12 protein-coding genes and 1 pseudogene are annotated in these 15,383 nt (G+C 68.9%); 5 read left to right on the top strand and 8 right to left on the bottom strand.

Translation table 11 applies throughout. The features are described 5' to 3' along the window. Together VF794_RS36850 and VF794_RS36845 are read left to right on the top strand one after the other, a co-directional pair. Positions 1-1,432, top strand: a pseudogene (locus VF794_RS36850) (hypothetical protein); the annotation flags it as partial. Further along, positions 1,429-3,735, top strand: a complete 2,307-nt coding sequence (locus VF794_RS36845) for an AAA family ATPase (RefSeq protein ID WP_331117885.1) — start codon at positions 1,429-1,431, stop codon at positions 3,733-3,735. The pseudogene VF794_RS36850 and the gene VF794_RS36845, both read left to right, overlap by 4 nt. Before the next feature lie 2 nt (positions 3,736-3,737). On the opposite strand, the gene VF794_RS36840 is transcribed toward VF794_RS36845, so the two are convergent. Further along, positions 3,738-4,481, bottom strand: a complete 744-nt coding sequence (locus tag VF794_RS36840; protein WP_331117883.1) for an Imm52 family immunity protein — start codon at positions 4,479-4,481, stop codon at positions 3,738-3,740. Between the two features lie 14 nt (positions 4,482-4,495). Further along, positions 4,496-5,866: a Tox-REase-5 domain-containing protein gene (locus VF794_RS36835; protein ID WP_331117881.1), complete on the bottom strand. Its 1,371-nt coding sequence runs from the start codon at positions 5,864-5,866 to the stop codon at positions 4,496-4,498. A 499-nt stretch (positions 5,867-6,365) separates the two neighbouring features. Here VF794_RS36835 and VF794_RS36830 point away from each other — a divergent pair, with 499 nt between their 5' ends. Beyond that, positions 6,366-7,079, top strand: coding sequence for an alpha/beta hydrolase (locus VF794_RS36830; RefSeq protein WP_331117879.1), 714 nt, complete (start codon positions 6,366-6,368; stop codon positions 7,077-7,079). 41 nt (positions 7,080-7,120) lie between these two features. Here VF794_RS36830 and VF794_RS36825 read toward each other — a convergent pair whose 3' ends face one another. From VF794_RS36825 to VF794_RS36810, 4 genes are read right to left on the bottom strand one after another with little or no spacing between them, the layout of a single operon-like run. Beyond that, a complete protein-coding gene (locus tag VF794_RS36825) occupies positions 7,121-7,471 on the bottom strand; it encodes a nucleotide pyrophosphohydrolase (protein ID WP_331117877.1) in 351 nt (116 codons plus the stop codon). A gap of 9 nt (positions 7,472-7,480) precedes the next feature. Beyond that, positions 7,481-8,398 carry a DUF2381 family protein gene (locus VF794_RS36820; RefSeq protein ID WP_331117875.1) on the bottom strand — a complete coding sequence of 306 codons (918 nt, stop codon included), beginning with the start codon at positions 8,396-8,398 and terminating at the stop codon, positions 7,481-7,483. After that, positions 8,398-10,194, bottom strand: a complete 1,797-nt coding sequence (locus VF794_RS36815) for a serine/threonine-protein kinase (RefSeq protein ID WP_331117874.1) — start codon at positions 10,192-10,194, stop codon at positions 8,398-8,400. Before VF794_RS36815 ends, VF794_RS36820 begins: the two co-directional genes overlap by 1 nt. 24 nt (positions 10,195-10,218) lie before the next feature. After that, a complete protein-coding gene (locus tag VF794_RS36810; protein WP_331117872.1) occupies positions 10,219-10,509 on the bottom strand; it encodes a hypothetical protein in 291 nt (96 codons plus the stop codon). Positions 10,510-10,574: 65 nt separating this feature from the next. Here VF794_RS36810 and VF794_RS36805 point away from each other — a divergent pair, with 65 nt between their 5' ends. Together VF794_RS36805 and VF794_RS36800 are read left to right on the top strand one after the other, a co-directional pair. Next, a complete protein-coding gene (locus VF794_RS36805; protein ID WP_331117870.1) occupies positions 10,575-11,279 on the top strand; it encodes a response regulator transcription factor in 705 nt (234 codons plus the stop codon). Then, positions 11,248-12,900 (top strand): sensor histidine kinase, encoded by a 1,653-nt coding sequence (locus tag VF794_RS36800; protein ID WP_331117868.1) that lies wholly within the window; start codon positions 11,248-11,250, stop codon positions 12,898-12,900. The genes VF794_RS36805 and VF794_RS36800 overlap by 32 nt, the downstream gene beginning before the upstream one ends. On the opposite strand, the gene VF794_RS36795 is transcribed toward VF794_RS36800, so the two are convergent. Further along, the gene (locus VF794_RS36795; protein WP_331117866.1) at positions 12,888-14,066 is read right to left on the bottom strand and encodes a hypothetical protein; all 1,179 of its coding nucleotides are present in this window, start codon (positions 14,064-14,066) and stop codon (positions 12,888-12,890) included. The two genes, VF794_RS36800 and VF794_RS36795, sit on opposite strands and share 13 nt — an antisense overlap. Positions 14,067-14,069: 3 nt before the next feature. Then, positions 14,070-15,362 carry a hypothetical protein gene (locus VF794_RS36790; RefSeq protein ID WP_331117887.1) on the bottom strand — a complete coding sequence of 431 codons (1,293 nt, stop codon included), beginning with the start codon at positions 15,360-15,362 and terminating at the stop codon, positions 14,070-14,072. Positions 15,363-15,383: the final 21 nt, after the last annotated feature.

Here is a 15,383-nt window from a genome sequence, read left to right as displayed (position 1 = left end):
CAACCGCATCGACCACATCGTGCACTTCTCGCCGCTCTCCCGGGAGTCCGGCGAGAAGGTGGTGGAGAAGGAGCTCGCGCGGCTCCTGTCGCGCCACGGATTGACCTCACGCAATATCTTCGTGTCCACCGATGACGCGGTGAAGCGGCGCATCGTCGAGGAGGCCTTCGATGGCCAGTTGGGCGCGCGTCCGCTGAAGCGCTACCTGGAGGAGAAGGTCGGACAGGTCCTCTCCGAGGCCATCATCCGCGGCCCCCAGGCGCTGCTGCGGCTGTTCCAGCTCTACACCCGTGAGGGTTGCTTCGAGGTGCAGGCCGACGCGCTCGTGCCCCGTGAGCCCGTCACCGAGGGCTTCGCGCTCGAACCGCTCCTGGCGCTCCCCGTGGCCCGCCTGCGCGAGAAGGTGCTGGAGGCCCGCGAGGAGGTGCAGCGGATGCGGCACAGCAACGCCCTGGGCACGCTATCCGAGCAGGTCCGCTTCCACCTCGAGCGGCTCCAGGCCGGTGAGCGCGAGCACGCCGAGTCGCTCTACACACTCGATGCCATGCGCCTGCACCTGGAGGGTTTCGCCTCGCAGCTCGACTCCCTCGCACGGGTCCCCGAGGAGGACGCACGGGAGATGATCGAGGTCGAGCGTTTCGGCATCCTGGAGCGCCGCAGCTCGGTCAGTGGTTTTGGGGAGAATCTGCGCATCCGGCTCTTCGCCCGGCGCGCCATCGAGCCCCTCAAGGTCGTCTCCCGCGAGCAGATGCTCGACGCGCTCGCGGAGGTCTACTTCCTCCAGCGCGTCCTCAATGGTCTCTCCAGCCCCGACCAGCACGTCGTCACCCTGGAGCTGCTCCCGCTCGGACAGTGGCGGCAGGGCGCGGCCACCGGTTCCCTGCTCACCGCCTGGCTCTGCGCGGCCTATTGCGACGCACGGGGGGAGTTCGAGAGCTTCGCCGCCCACCTCCCCGGAGGCGCCGTGGTGTCCGGAGGCCCCCGGCAGCTGCGGGACTTCCTGGACTCTTCCCTGGAGCCCGTCCATGTCGCGCTCAAGCTGGTGGGCCCGGGGGTGAGACCCTTCTTCGAGGGGGAGGGCGGCATGCATGTCTGGCAGTCCTCGGGACGCCTCCCGGAGATCGTGAAGGTCCGCGTCCACGAGCCGAACGTGCCGGAGCCGGCCACGCTGCTGGAGCTGCACGGCACGAAGCTCCAGGCCTTCCACAAGGCACGTCAGGAGGGCGTGCGCCCGCTGCCCGAGGATCCCGAGGCGGCCACCCCGGTGGTGCGCGCCTACCGCTTCGAGCCGCCGACCCGCCCGGGCGAGGTCTCGGTGCTGGAGCTCGACGATTACCTGCTCACCCATAGCGGCAGCCACCGGGTCCGGTCTCCCGCGGAGGCCCTACCCACCCTGTGGCGGCTGCGGATGAGCCAGCGGGTGACTCCATGAGCGACAAGAGCTTTCGCGTCTATTTCACGACCCACCACGATGGTCGGATGACCGGACAGCTCCTACCGGTGTGGGACACCTTTTTCGACGACCCGCCGCCCTCCGCCTACGGCGCCAGCGAGGCCGAGGTCTACGCACTGCTGGAGACGCGGGTGCGGCAGCTGCAGCTCGACAACGCCGCCCTGCTCGAGCGCTTCCTGTGGGAGGAGTCCCTTCATGCGCGGACGATCACCGTGGAGATCCACCCGCAGACCCTCCACAAGAAGCGGCCGGTGATCGCCAGGTCGCTGGTGCCGCTGCGGCTGACGTACGTCTACGGGAAGATGGAGAGTGGCACCTGGCGTGTGCGGGTGCCACGCTTCGGCTGGTCCTTCGTGATCGAGGATCTCTCCATCGCGCGCGAGGTGTTGCAGAACGCGCTCACCACGGCGCTGCTCGGCGAGAAGCCCAAGGGGCTCTATGACTTCCGCCATGAGGGCGAGGAGTATGTCCAGAGCTGGGATCCGGGCGGGCTGCTCCAGGACACTCCGCGCGGCCCCCGCGAGGACCCCGCGCCAGCGGTACTGGAACAGATTGGCGAGGAACTGACCTCGCGCGCGCTGGGCCCCCGACAGCCACCGCTCGTGTACGACGGCCACACCCTGGCGACGTTCCTCCCCTATGTGCTGCGCCGGCCACCGGTGTCGCTCCTGCTCGTCGGAGGCCCCGGCGTGGGCAAGACGGGCTGGGTGCTCCAGTTCGCGCGGATGATCGCCGAGCAGCGGCGCGAGTCGAAGAACGAGAAGGCCCACTTCCCGAGGATCTGGCGCACCAGCGCCGAGCGCATCATCGCCGGCATGGTGTACCTGGGCATGTGGCAGGAGCGCTGCCTGAAGATCGTCGACGCGCTCTCGTTCGAGAACGACTACCTCTACGTCGATCGGCTCACGTCCATCCTCTCACCGCAGCCGGATGGATCGTCCATTGGCGATCTGCTCCTTCCCGCCGTGATGAGCGAGGAGCTTTCCCTCATCGCCGAGTGCACCGAGGCGGAGCTGGAGCGCTGCCAGCGGCGCTTTCCGGAGGCACTGCGAGCCTTCCGCATCATCCGCATCGAGCAGCCACCGGCCTCCCTGGTGCCGGAGCTGATGCAGCGTTATCAGGCGGCGAAGCGCAGCCGCGTGAGCATCCACTCGCTGGGCCTGCGGCAACTCGTCGGGCACCTGGAGGCGTTCCAGCGCGACAGCCTCTTCCCGGGCAAGGCGTACCGGTTCCTCGACTGGCTCGACCAGCAGGGCGAGCGCGGCAAGACCCGGACGCTCTACCCGCGCGACGCCTCCGAGGCCTATGCGCGCTACACCGGCCTGCCGCTCCAGCTCATCAGTGATGAGATTCCCGCCGAGCAGACCACGCTCGCCGCGCAGCTCCGCCAGGGCGTCATCGGGCAGGACCGGGCCTGCGAGCTGGCCGCGGGCGTGCTCGCGCGCTTCAAGGCCGGGCTCAATGATCCCGACAAGCCGGTGGGCACGCTGCTCTTCGCCGGGCCCACGGGCGTGGGGAAGACCGAGCTGTCCAAGCAGCTCGCGCGCACGCTCTTCGGTCACGAGGACCGGATGATCCGGCTCGACATGTCCGAGTTCATGATGCCCGGCGCGGCGCAGCGGTTGATGGAGGTGGGCCCCGGCATCACCAGTCTCGCCGAGCGGGTGCGGCAGCAGCCCATGTCGCTCGTCCTCTTCGATGAGATCGAGAAGGCCCACCCGGATGTCTTCGATCTGCTGCTCGGCATCCTGGGGGAGGGGAGACTCACCGACAGCCTCGGGCGGCTGGTGGACTTCCGGATGACGGTGGTGTGCATGACGAGCAACCTCGGCGTCGAGCAGTCGGAGCCCGCGGGCTTCGGGGCCGCGCGAGGCGCGGAGGACTTCCTGCGCGCCATCCGTCAGGCGTTCCGGCCCGAGCTGTTCAACCGCATCGACCACGTCATTCCATTCCGCCGGCTGGCGGAGGGGGACGTGCTGCGCATCGTGGACCTGGAGTTGGACAAGGCCGCCTCGCGAGCCGGGCTCCTGCGGCGAAGGCTGCGGCTGGTGGTGGAGCCGGACGCACGGGTCTGGCTCGCCCGCCACGGGTATGATCCGAAGCTGGGGGCCCGGCCGTTGAAGCGGCTCATCGAGGCGAAGGTGATGGCTCCCATCGCCGTGAGGCTGGCGGCCGAGGCCCGACTGGAGGACGCGATGCTCCCGGTGGTCGTGGCCGGCAGCGAGGCGGAGCGGAGGCTACGGCCGGAGTACCGGGTGCTCGCGACGGTGCTCGACGGCTGAAGTCACTCTTCGGCGGGCTCGGGCACGGGGCGCTCGATGAGGCCCGCCCGGTCCAGCAACTCGCGCACGCGCGAAGTAAAGGCCACGTGCTCGGGGTTGCTCGCCATCATGGGCTCGGGGGAGAGAATGAGGAGCCAGCCCAGCGTGCCCACTGGCTCGATGCGCACGGGCGCGGGCAGTGGTGGCACCGTGCCCAGGCGGCGTGACAGGTACGTGAGCCAGCCCACCCGCACTTCCCGATTCCGCTTCTCCACGAGGTCCACCATTTCCGATGAGCTGGCCATGGCGAAGTCGGGGTCCCATGCCGTGGCCATGCTGGTGAGCACCTCTGCCATTACAGGAGCCCGCAGGAGCCGCTCTTGTACCGCACCCTGCCTGGGCGGTTTGAGCAGGCAAATGTTGGGGCCACCCCATGGAGAGTATTTGCCGCAAGTAATATCGATGGTGGTGGCCTCCTTCTTGGCATTCCACACCATCTGGCCGAATCCCAAATCCTCGATGACATTCTTGCCCACATCCGTGCGGTTCCTGCCCTTCAGGAGGAATGCTTCCAGTTCCTTCACCTCCGGGCGGACAGGCCAGCCTGGCAACTCGCGGGGGAAGCCTCGTCCCGCCCCGTACCATTGGGCGAAGGACGGATCACACCGCGCCAACATGTGGAAGAAGAGTTCCGCACGGCGGGCACACTCCAGCGCCGTCTCCTTCCGCGGGCCCCAGTAGGCCCCCACGTAGTACTTGTCCTGCATGCGTTCTCCTCCCTCTACCGCGCGGCTGGCGTATGGCGGACGGTGGTGTTGTTCCATCCTTTATCCTTGAATTCCTGACGAAGGAACTCCGCGACCCTGGCATCGGCGACATGCCAGGTCAGCGGCAGTCCCAGCTGTTCGGCCAGCTTTGACTGTCTCTCGGCTTGTCTCATCATCTCCTTGAACCCCCCGGAAGTCTGGTACCAGGGCTTGGGCGTGCCATCCGCGTCGAAGAAGGAGCAGTAGCCGGGGCCCTTGGCCTCCAACAGTTCCTTGCCCCTGATGCCGTCGAACTCCAACTCCCCAATCATGTAGACCCACCAGGCGGGTCGGCCCGTCACCTGCTCCTGGTAGTCCAGGGAAGTCTTGGAGTCGGTGGTGGGCGTCTTGTACGTCCATCTGCCGGGCCCTTGCGTCGAGGTTGTCCTGGTGGACTTCCCCGCCTTGCCCCTCACGCCGCCGCTATTCCCCTGGCCCCTACCCGCCATGTGAAGGACGGAGAGGGCACCCAGGTCCATGGCCACCGTGGCTGGAGTCGTGCCTCCCGCTACCACGACTCTGCCCAGGACCATCTCGCCCCTGGCCGTGAGCGACAGCACCGGTAGTTCCGCCCCGAGTCCGCTCATGCGTCCCAGGGTGGCCTCCGCGCTCCCAAGCATCATGAGGACGTGCGTGGACAGGCGTGCGGCCTCGCGTATCTGGTCCTCCCAGGACATGGCGCCGTAGCGCGCGAAGTATTCGGGCGAAGAAACGATGAGCTGCGCCACCGTGGTGGGCAGTTGCGCGAGGTCCTCCACGGTGCGGATGGGGTGGAGGACGGACTGGGTCAGGGCCACCGCCATCTCCGCCATGGCGTCCTGGGCCCCGTCGAGCGCGGCGTTGAGCGGGTCCCTCCCCAAACCCAGCTCGGCCAGGGGCTGGCTGTCCGCGCGCCGCAGGGCCGCATTCACCGGGTAGAAGACGCCACCGCGCGAGAAGTAGAAGTCACCTACCCGGAGGCTTCCCACCCTCCACTCGCCCTCCACGAGCTCAAGTGGACCCATGCGCTGAAGGGGAGTGCCGGTGAGCGAGGCCACCAGGTACCCGTCCGGGCGCACCAGCACCAGGAGCCAGAAGCGCTCGGCACGCCATTTCAAATCGGCGTACTCCACGCGCTCGCCGCCTTCGAGCACCTCGCGTAGCAACCAATACAGCACCCGGTGCGGGGCGAAGCTTTTCGCTGTGACGCGCGCCTTCGCCAGCCTGCCCAGGAGCTCACGCGCCTGCCCCAGGTAGAGCGCCGCGCCCGCCGGGTGCCGGGCCTCTTCTTCCAGGCCGCTGGCCTCCTGCACCACCTGGAAGGGGTCCTCCGTCCGCTCGGGGAAGCCGCCGGCGCCTCCCGCCATCTCCACTGGCGAGTGGAGGCCAAAGCCGCTCGTCAGACTCCCACGCGAATGGGCCGTGGCGCACCCTTCGAGGAGCACGAGCGACGCCAAGGTCAGGAGGACCGCTCCAAACTGAAAAGCTGGCATTCCTGAAGCTCACGGAAATGGGGCAGGGGCAGTCAAGCCATGGGGTAGGGAAAGGGGTGGGTCCTCCCAGGCTCCCGGAGCGACTGGCTGGATGCCCGACGAGCGAGCCTCGGAGGCCCTTCTGGTTCTCGGGAGAAGGGGCCCACGCCGGGTGTGTTTCCCGAGGTCCAGCTCTCATCTTGGAGGCCCCGGTCGGTGGGCCCGGGCTGTAGGGGTGGGGCGGACAGACAAGGCACGTGACGACATGAAGGCACGACCCTCCCGCTCTCCACGCGCGGGGCGCCGGCCCGTGCTCGCCCGGTGGTGCTGGGCAGGGCTCGGGGCCGTGCTGCTCCTGGCGTGCGGAAGCACTCACGCGAAGGAAACGAAGGACATGACAAGGAACGCAACGCAGGCGGAGACCCCGCACGATGAAACGAAGCAAGGCCGGCTGCGCGCCCGCCCGCATCGTCCCACGGTGGATGCGGTAGGGCACGGCGTGCACCCCCTGGGATTGGGCGGCAAGCGCGATGGGCTCCTCTATGTGCCCAAGGGGTACCGGGCGGACCAGCCCGCGCCCCTGGTGGTGATGCTGCACGGGGCGGGAGGCAATGCGCGCAACTCGCTCGGCCTGTGGCGGAAGGTCGCGGACGAGGCGGGGCTGCTCCTGCTCGTGCCGGAGTCCCGAGGCCCCTCGTGGGACATCATCGTCGACGACGCGTACGGCTCGGACGTGGCCTTCATCGACCGAGCGCTGGCGTACGTCTTCGATCGCTACGCGGTGAACCCGGAGCGCATCGCCCTGTCGGGTTTCTCCGATGGAGCCTCCTACGCCCTGTCGCTGGGCCTCACCAACGGAGACCTGTTCAGCCACGTGGTGGCTTTCTCCCCGGGCTTCATGGCTCCGGCGACGCAGCGCGGCGAGCCCGCGCTCTTCATCTCCCACGGGGTGAAGGACGAGGTGCTGCGCATCGGGCCGTGCAGCCGTCGCATCGTCCCGCTGGTGCAGCGCGCGGGCTACGAGGTGCGCTACCGCGAGTTCGATGGGCCCCACACCGTCCCCGCGGACATCACCCGCGAGGCGCTGATCTGGTTCACCGCCCAGTGAGCCCGGATTGGGAGCAGCGGGTAGACCTCCCCGCTGCTCCCTCAGGACTCGTCCGTCGTCCAGCGTCCCCGGGCCCGCTCCACCGGGTACTTCGCGCGGTTCTTCTCCAGCTTGTCCCGCATGGCCCCGACGAGGTCGATCTTCAACCGATCGCACAGCAGCACGAGCGCGATGCCCACGTCTCCAATCTCCTCGGCGAGCCGCTGGCGGGGGACGGGCTGGCTGGCGTACGCGTCCGACTCCGCGTTGGGCACCCAGCGCAAGAGCGCCAGCAGCTCCCCGGCCTCGGAGGAGAGCAGCATGGACAGGTTCTTGGAGTCGTGGAACTGGCCCCACTCCCGCTCCGCGTTGAAGCGGCGGAGTTCCTCGAGCAACGGTTGAAGCTCGTTCATGGCTGGATCCTACGGGACCGGCACGTCGTGGATCGAGATGCCGCGCGATTCCGCCCCCCAGAGCTTCACCGTGACATCGCCTTGAAGCTCTTGACCTCTCGCCCGCACCTCCAAGACCACCAGCTGACTACTATCGGGCAGGAGGGCGCTCGACGCCCAGATCCGTATCGCCTTCCAGTTCTTGCCATGTTTATCCACGAGCAGAGCCCCATCCGCCGTCCATGGTTCCGAGCTGGCGTTCCGCAGCATCACCGCCACCACCACGTGTTGACTGGAGCGATAGATGTGGCCCTCGACCATGAAGAGAAGGCTCTTTGAGGAGGGCCCGCTCTTCACGCTTATTCTCCGAGCGCGAATGCCTTCGGCGTCCATTTCACCGCTGACGAGGAGCCTTCGCAGTCCACTCGGGTCATCACACTCGGCCCGGAGCAGCTCCAACTGATGCTGGAGCTGCTCCACTCGAGACTGGAGCCGCTGATCGTTCGCGTGCTCCTGGGCCACCTCCTGTTGGAAGGACGCTCGCGAGGGCCGGTCGCTATACACCTCGACCTGTCGCGTTGCCTGCCCCTGCCGGGCCACCAGCACGAAGGTGACGCCGTCCGAGGACGCTTCCTCCTTGAAGTAAACAGTCAGGCGAAGGCGCTCCCCCCGCCCCATGTCTCCTGGAGGCAGGAGACCCAGGGTGGTGCGTCCGTGGATGACCTCGACGAAGCGCGCCTCGTCTTGCAAGTTCACGGTGAATTGCGAGTCGAAGACGAAGCGCGTCCGAAGGCCCGGGCTGACGCAGATCTCCTGAGGGGCACCGGACGTCCGTGACAGCTCGATGCGCTGCACCTCCTGGCAGTCGACAGCGCTGGAAGGTGACAGGAGGGACGAGCCTTGAAGAAGCGCCAGCACCAGGAGGGACAGGGGCGGAGCGGGGAGCACTAAGGCGCCTTCGCGGTCGGGTCTTGGAAGCTCTCCACCGCCCGCACAGTGAAGATGGGCTTGACGAGAAGCTTCTCGGACGTGCTGCCGGGCGCCAGGGGGACACCGAGATGGAGAGAACCGTCCGGCTTGGCCACCCTGGTCGTATCGATCGCCTCCATGCAGACGGGCACGGGCTCTCCGTAGCCAACAAGATTGGCCAAGTACATGCGGATGTAGACACGGCCCTTCCAGACGAAGCGTGCGCCGATCATGGATTCTACCCCTGGCAGTGCTCCTCCTGGGACGTTGTCGAGATTGGTGGCCTCAAACATCGTGGTATCCAGAGACACGGGAGAGGGATTGAGCTCGGGAGGCTCTTCGTGGGGTTGCATGTACAAGTTGATTGGCACTTTCTTCCAGATGCCCAAACGCTTGTGCCCCTCGGCGAAACCCTCCGGGCAATCAGGCCTGCGAAGGGCCTCCAGATCGTCAGGGGTCGCTGTTGACAGTGGCGGAGTACTCACGCACGCGGTGCCGCTGAGCAGGGTGGTGGTGGCGGCCAGGCAGAGGGCCTTCTTGGACTTGAGCATCGGGTCTTCCTCGCTGTGCGTCGCTCGGGCGACGGGCGCGGGGATGGGTGACTTCGAAGGTCCCGCGCCACGCCCAACTTCTCCCGTCACGTGGGCGCGCACCAATTCTCGGCTGGAGCCGGCCTGGGACATCGGGGGAGGAGGAGGGGACACGTCGCGTGGGGCGATGGGCGCCACTTCGAGGGGAAGGCGCCGTGGAGCAGGCGAGGGAATGAGGAAGAACAGGCTCGTCAGCCCGGAGGCGAGGACAGCCCAGGGCCACCGCCTTCCCCACCAGCGAGTGCGAGCCGCCGGGGCGGCGCTCTTCCCTCGTCCGGGGAAGAGCGGGACGTGCCAGGACTCAGCACCGGGGAGCGCGACCTTCTCCAGCGCCTCCGCCAGGGCCTCGGTGTCCGTGTAACGGGCCTCGGGGGCCTTCTCCAGCATGCGCAGGCACAGCTCCCCCAACGCCGGGGGCACGCGCGGGTTGAGCTCGTGCGGGGCCTGGGGGTGCTCGTGCAGGATGGCGTGATTCATCCCCGGGCTCCGCCTGTCCCCGAAGGGGAGTTGGCGCGTCAGGACGATGTACAGGGTGACGCCCAGCGCCCAGAGGTCATCCCCGGGACTGGCCTGGTAGGGCTCCAGGCTCTCGCTCTCGCGGGCGAAGCGCAGCACCTCGGGGCCGCGGTACTCCGGCGTGCCCGGCGGCAGCACCCCGGTGAGGCGGGGAGCCCCCTCGTACCCGGCCGAGCCGAAGTCCACCAGCACCGGCGCCCCATCCGCGTCACGGATGAGAATGTTGGACTCCTTCACGTCCCGGTGCACCACGCCCGCGGCATGCACTTCCCCCAGGGTGTCCACGAACGGCAGCAGCACCTGGCGCACCAGCACCAGCGCGCACGGATTCTCCTCTCGCGCCCATACCTCCAGCGTGCGGCCCTCGACGAGCTCCATCGCCAGGACCATGAAGCGGGGCTTGTCCTCCGGCCACAGCCCATACCCGCGAAAGGCCACCACGTTGGGGAACTGTGCACGCCGCAGGGCATCCACCTCGCGCTCTCCCCGCGAGCCCTTGGGCACCAGCTTGATGGCGAAGAGCCGCCCATCCCGCTTCGCCCGGTACACGGTGCCGAAGCTCCCGGTGGCCAGCAGCGCCTCCACGGTGAAGCCCACCACCTGGGTGCCGGGAGCGAAGTCGGGCCATGCGGGCTCCTGGTGTTCACCCGCGCTTCTGCGCTCGCGCATCTGTCTGCCTCCGAAACGAGACCGTCAAAAGCCCTTCTCGGCCAACCGCTGCAGCTCCGCCTCGGCTTCCGGGCCCGTCCAGCCGATGGGCACCAGGCGCTCCAGTCGCGTGCCGTTCGCCGACACGATGAAGTACCTGTCCACCTTGTCCCCCTCGCCATAGGCGATGCCCACGCGCAGGCCGAGCTGTCGGGCCAGGGTCTCGAGTCGGGCGGTCGTCGAGGTGGAGTAGAGGAGGGTGGGCATACGGCTCTGGACTGGCCCGCCGTTCAACCAGAACTCGCCGTCCCCCTGAAGGACCACCTGGGGAGTCACCCCCTGGGTCCACCCTTCACGTTGGCTTGTACAAGGGAGGGTTCTACCTCAGAGTTCCAGGGCTCGTGACCGAACGCCCCCATATCCTGGTGGTCGACGATGATCCGCACCTGCGCGAGGTGGTGGGCTTCGCCCTCTCGCAGGCGGGCTTCCACGTGGAGCAGGCCTCCAACGGGCGCGCCGGTCTGGAGCAGGTGCGGCGCTCCGTGCCCGCCCTCATCGTCCTGGACATCATGATGCCCGAGATGGATGGGCTCGAGATGTGCCGCGAGGTGCGCCGCACCCACGAGGTCCCCATCGTGTTCCTGTCCTCGCGCGACGACGAGGTGGACCGCATCCTCGGGCTGGAGCTGGGCGGAGATGACTACCTCACCAAGCCCTTCAGCCCGCGCGAGCTGGTGGCGCGCGTGAAGGCCGTGCTGCGACGGGCCCGTGCTCCCGCGAGCCCGGTGGCGCCCGCCTCCACCAGGCCCTCCGAGGTTCTCCAGCGCGGCCCCCTGCGGCTGGACCTCGAGCTGTGGCGCGCCTACTGGAGCGGGCACGAGGTGGTGTTGACCGTCACCGAGTTCCACCTGCTCGCCGCGCTCCTGCGCGCGCCCGGCAAGGCCTTCACCCGCGACGAGTTGATGACGCGCGTCTACGAGGACGTGGTGGTGAGCGATCGCACCATCGACAGTCACGTGCGGCACATCCGGCAGAAGTTCGCCGCGCTCGGCGGCGACGTCATCCAGACGGTCCATGGCCTTGGCTACCGGCTCGCGCTCCCCTGAACGCCAGCGCGCCCGCCCGCGCTTGTGGCTCGTCTTCGCGGCGGTGGGGCTCGGAGCCCTCGTGCTCGCGTTGCTCGGCCTGGCGTTCGTCCGCGTCTACGACGACCAGCTCATCCGCCAGACGGAGAGCGAGCTCATCGCCCAGGGCGTCGTCGTGGCGGAGGTGTATCGCGACCTGTTGCACCAGCAGGTGGGGACCGAGCCCTATGGGTTGTCCCGCATGGCGCCGTGGCCCTTCCCGGAGCTGCCCGAGCGGCCCCTGCGACCCATCCTCCCGTCACTCCGCTCCTCGGACGAGGCGCTACCCCCCGTGGAAGAGCCTCCCACCTCCGCCATCCCCGCCGAGCCCCACGCGCAACGGGCCGGCGAGCGGCTCTCCCCACTGCTCCTCCTGGTGGCGCGCTCGACGCTCGCCGGCATCCGCGTGGTGGACCCCCAAGCCGTGGTGGTGGCCAGCAGCGGTGCCGCGGGGATGGGGACCTCTCTGGCGGGCCGCGAGGAGGTGCTGCGGGCCTTGCGGGGCGAGCCCCGCAGTGTGCTGCGCCGACGGCTCTCCGAACCGGGTGACGCTCCGCTCGCCTCGCTGAGCCGCGACACGGGCGTGCGGGTGACGGTGGTGCTGCCGGTGCTCGCGGGCGAGCGTGTCTGGGGCGCGGTGGTGCTCTCCCGCACGCCCATGACCCTCACCAAGGCGGTGTACGCGGATCGGTGGAACCTCACGGCCACCGGACTGGTACTGCTGGGGGTGGTGGCGCTGATGTCCCTGGCCGCGGCCGCGCTGGTGGTGCGCCCGGTGCGGAACCTGGTGAGGCAGACGCGAGCCATCGCCGCCAGCGAGCCCTCGGGCTTCGAGCCGGTGGCACACCCGGTGGTGCGGGAACTCGCCGAGCTGTCCGAGTCCCTGGCCGGCATGGCCACGGCCTTGAGGGATCGGAACCAGTACATCCGCTCGTTCGCGGCCAACGTGTCGCACGAGTTCAAGACGCCCCTGGCCTCCATCCAGGGCGCGGTGGAGTTGCTGCGCGACAGCGCCGAGCGGATGACCCCCGAGCAGCGCGAGCGCTTCCTCTCCAACATCGACGAGGACGCCAGGCGCCTCACCCGGCTGGTGCAGCGGCTGCTGGAGCTCGCCCGGGCGGACTCGCTGGTGGCCCGCCCGGCGCGCACGGAGCTCGCTCCTCTGCTGGAGTCCCTCGCGGAGCGTGGCCGGGCCCGAGGCCTCACGGTGGAGGTGGGCTCCGTGCCCGCCGGGCTCTGGCTGGGCCTGCCCCCCGAGGTGCTGGAGGACATCGTCTGGCAGCTCATCACCAACGCCTCGCAGCATGGGGGTGAGGGCGTACGCGTGCGGCTGGAGGCGGACGTGGCCGCGGGCGAGGGGAGGGGACGGGTGGTGGTGCGGGACGACGGGGCGGGCATCTCCGAGTCCAACCGGGCCCGCGTCTTCGATGCCTTCTTCACCACGGCGAGAGACAGCGGCGGAACGGGACTCGGGCTGACGATCGCCCAGTCCATGCTGCGGGCCTTTGGCGCGAGCCTGGCACTGCTGCCCGCGGAGGGGCGGGGCGCGGCCTTCGCCGTGGTGGCGGAGGCATCACCCGCCCCGGCACCTCACCGGAAGTAGCTCTGGGAGATGTCCACCGAGTAGCCAAGTTCCAGCGTGGGCGCCGAGGCCGCCACGAGGTACTGGCGGAAGTGAATCACCTTGCCCGGCAGGGGCGTCTGGGACTCCACCGCCTCCGCCTGCTCGCCCTCGTACTCCTCCATGCTCCCGCCGTCGCGCCGGTAGTTGAAGACGGCCGGGAAGTGCGCCCGGGCCCGGAGCGTGGCCACCGGCCAGGACACCCGGGGCAGTGCCAGCTTCAGCTTCCCGGACAGGTGGAAGACTCCCAGGTCCCTCGCCAGCACCACCTCCAGCGTCGCCTCCGTCTCACCGAACCTCGTCGGGGCCACCTTCAGCTTCAGCGTGTCGTCCTTCACGCTCGCGATCAGGGGCACCGAGTCGAGGAACACCCGCTCCAGGCGGTGGCCCTCGGGCAGCGTCAGCTCCAACTCCTGCTCACGGTCCAGTCGCAGCGAGTAGCGCACGCGCACGGTGGCCTTGCCCTCCAGCGTGGACACCCAGGTGGCCTGGGCCGAGGGGATGCTCGGCTCCAGCGGCGGACGCACCACCTGTCGGGCCACCTTCGGCGCCGCCGCGTTGCGCCAGCCCACCCGGAGCACGCCCTGCCGGGGATACACCTCGGTGTCCTCGCTCCCGGAGGCCAGCGGATCCACCAGGGTGAAGGCCGTCGCATCCGCCTCCAGCCGCAGGGGTACCGGCGAGACGTGGGCGCCGAAGCGAAGCTGGGCCTGGCGCTCGGCGCCGCTCCCCGTGGGCCGGAGCGCGAGGCTGACGTCGAAGGCGTAGCGGCCGGGCTCGCGCGTCACGAGGGTGAGCTGGCCCCCCAGCGCGCCCACCGTGGCCCCCTGCAGCGCGGGCACTCCGGTCAGGTACGTGTCCGTGTCGAGCTGAAGCAGCCGCACCTGCGTCCACCGATCGCTGGCGAGCACCTCCACCTCGAAGTGCGCCTCCACCAGCAGAGCCTCCGCGGTCAGGCGCCCCTTGAGCTGGCTCTTCACCACCAGAGCCTCCGTGGGCGGAGCGAGAGGCGCCGACTCCTGGTGCTTCGCATACAGCGGGAGCAGTTCCTGGAGGGGAATCGTCACCGAGCCCGAGGAGGTCGCGGGGAAGGGCGTTCCACCCGAGGCGGTCAGCAGCAGTCCGAGAATCACAGGAGAAGTCCACATGGTTCACCTCACTTCCTGGGTGACGGGGGCGAGAGGCGGATCGCCGCCCGGGGGGAGATCCGAGAGCAGGGCCCGCACGCTCGCGCGGGTGGAGAGCGCCATCAGTCCGAGCAGCGCCGCGAGGATCTCCAGCGTGTAGATGAGGCCGGTGTAGCCCTGGAGGATGACGGCGGTGGTGGGAACGATGAGGGTGGCGACCCAGGCTCCCACGAGCCGGGAGGTGGGCTCCTCGGGATAGAGCCGCTTCGCGAAGGCCACCACCGCCGCGCCCATGCCGAGCGCGGCCAGCCCATAGGCCACGTAGAAGTTCATGAAGGCCGCGAGGTAGGCGAGCAGCACGAAGAAGAAGCCGTAGGCGGCGGCGAGCAGGTACGCCTCGTAGAAGGCGAGCGGCCGTTTGTGGCGGATGCTGAAGGCGGCCAGCAGCGCCACCAGTCCGAGGAAGGGCACCCACGCCCGGCGCGCCATGGTGGCGACCAGCTCATCGTACGCCTCCACCGAGGGGAGGATGACGCCGAGGCTCACACCCGACTCGAGCGACTGGAAGGCCCAGTCCAGCGACACCGCGTCGCGCCCCGTCTCCACCGTGTTGGCCACGAGAACCTGGGCGGGATAGTCGAAGTTCTCTCCACCCTCGACGGCGAGGTGCAGCCGCACGTCCCGCGCGGGCAGCGAGGGATCCAACTTGTAGACGAAGGAGTCGAGGCCCCGGGCACGGTAGCGGATGGAGAAGTTGCTGGTGGCCCCCTGGGGGATGCGGCCCGTCCAGACGAGGCGGTTGCCGGACTCGCCCAGATCGAGGCTCGACTCGGCGCCGTTGACGAGGAACTGGAGTTCCGAGAGGAGCACCTGGGACTTGTCCACCTCGATGGGGAAGATGAAGGCCACGTCGATGTCATGGCCCTCGCGGTTGACGACGGCGTAGTCGGCCGAGAGCGTGAAGTCGAAGCCGGAGAAGTAGCGCAGGCCCCGCTTGCGGTAGTTCATCCGTGCCTGCACCTGCACGTGCTGCTTGTCGAAGGGCAGGGGCTTGAGCTCGGTGAAGATGGTGCCGCTCTGCACGTAGCGCAGCGAAGGCGCCGGCTGCACCACCGGAGCACCCCAGCGCTCCTCCACGTCCTGGGCGAGTTCGGAGCTGGCGAACTCGGTCCGATCCACCACCTGGCTGGCGATGACCGCGGTGGCGAAGACGACGATGAAGAGGCTGCCGAAGACGTGGTGGCGGGTCACCCACGAGAACGCCCACTTGAGCGGCGGACCGGGGACTCGGGGGGCGTTGGGAGTGTCTGGGCTCATGGGCCCAGAGTGGCGCGCGGG

Origin of the sequence: Archangium sp. (genome assembly GCF_036389735.1) — a bacterium.
Taxonomy (GTDB): domain Bacteria; phylum Myxococcota; class Myxococcia; order Myxococcales; family Myxococcaceae; genus Archangium.
This window is presented reverse-complemented; position numbering and strand designations above follow the sequence as displayed.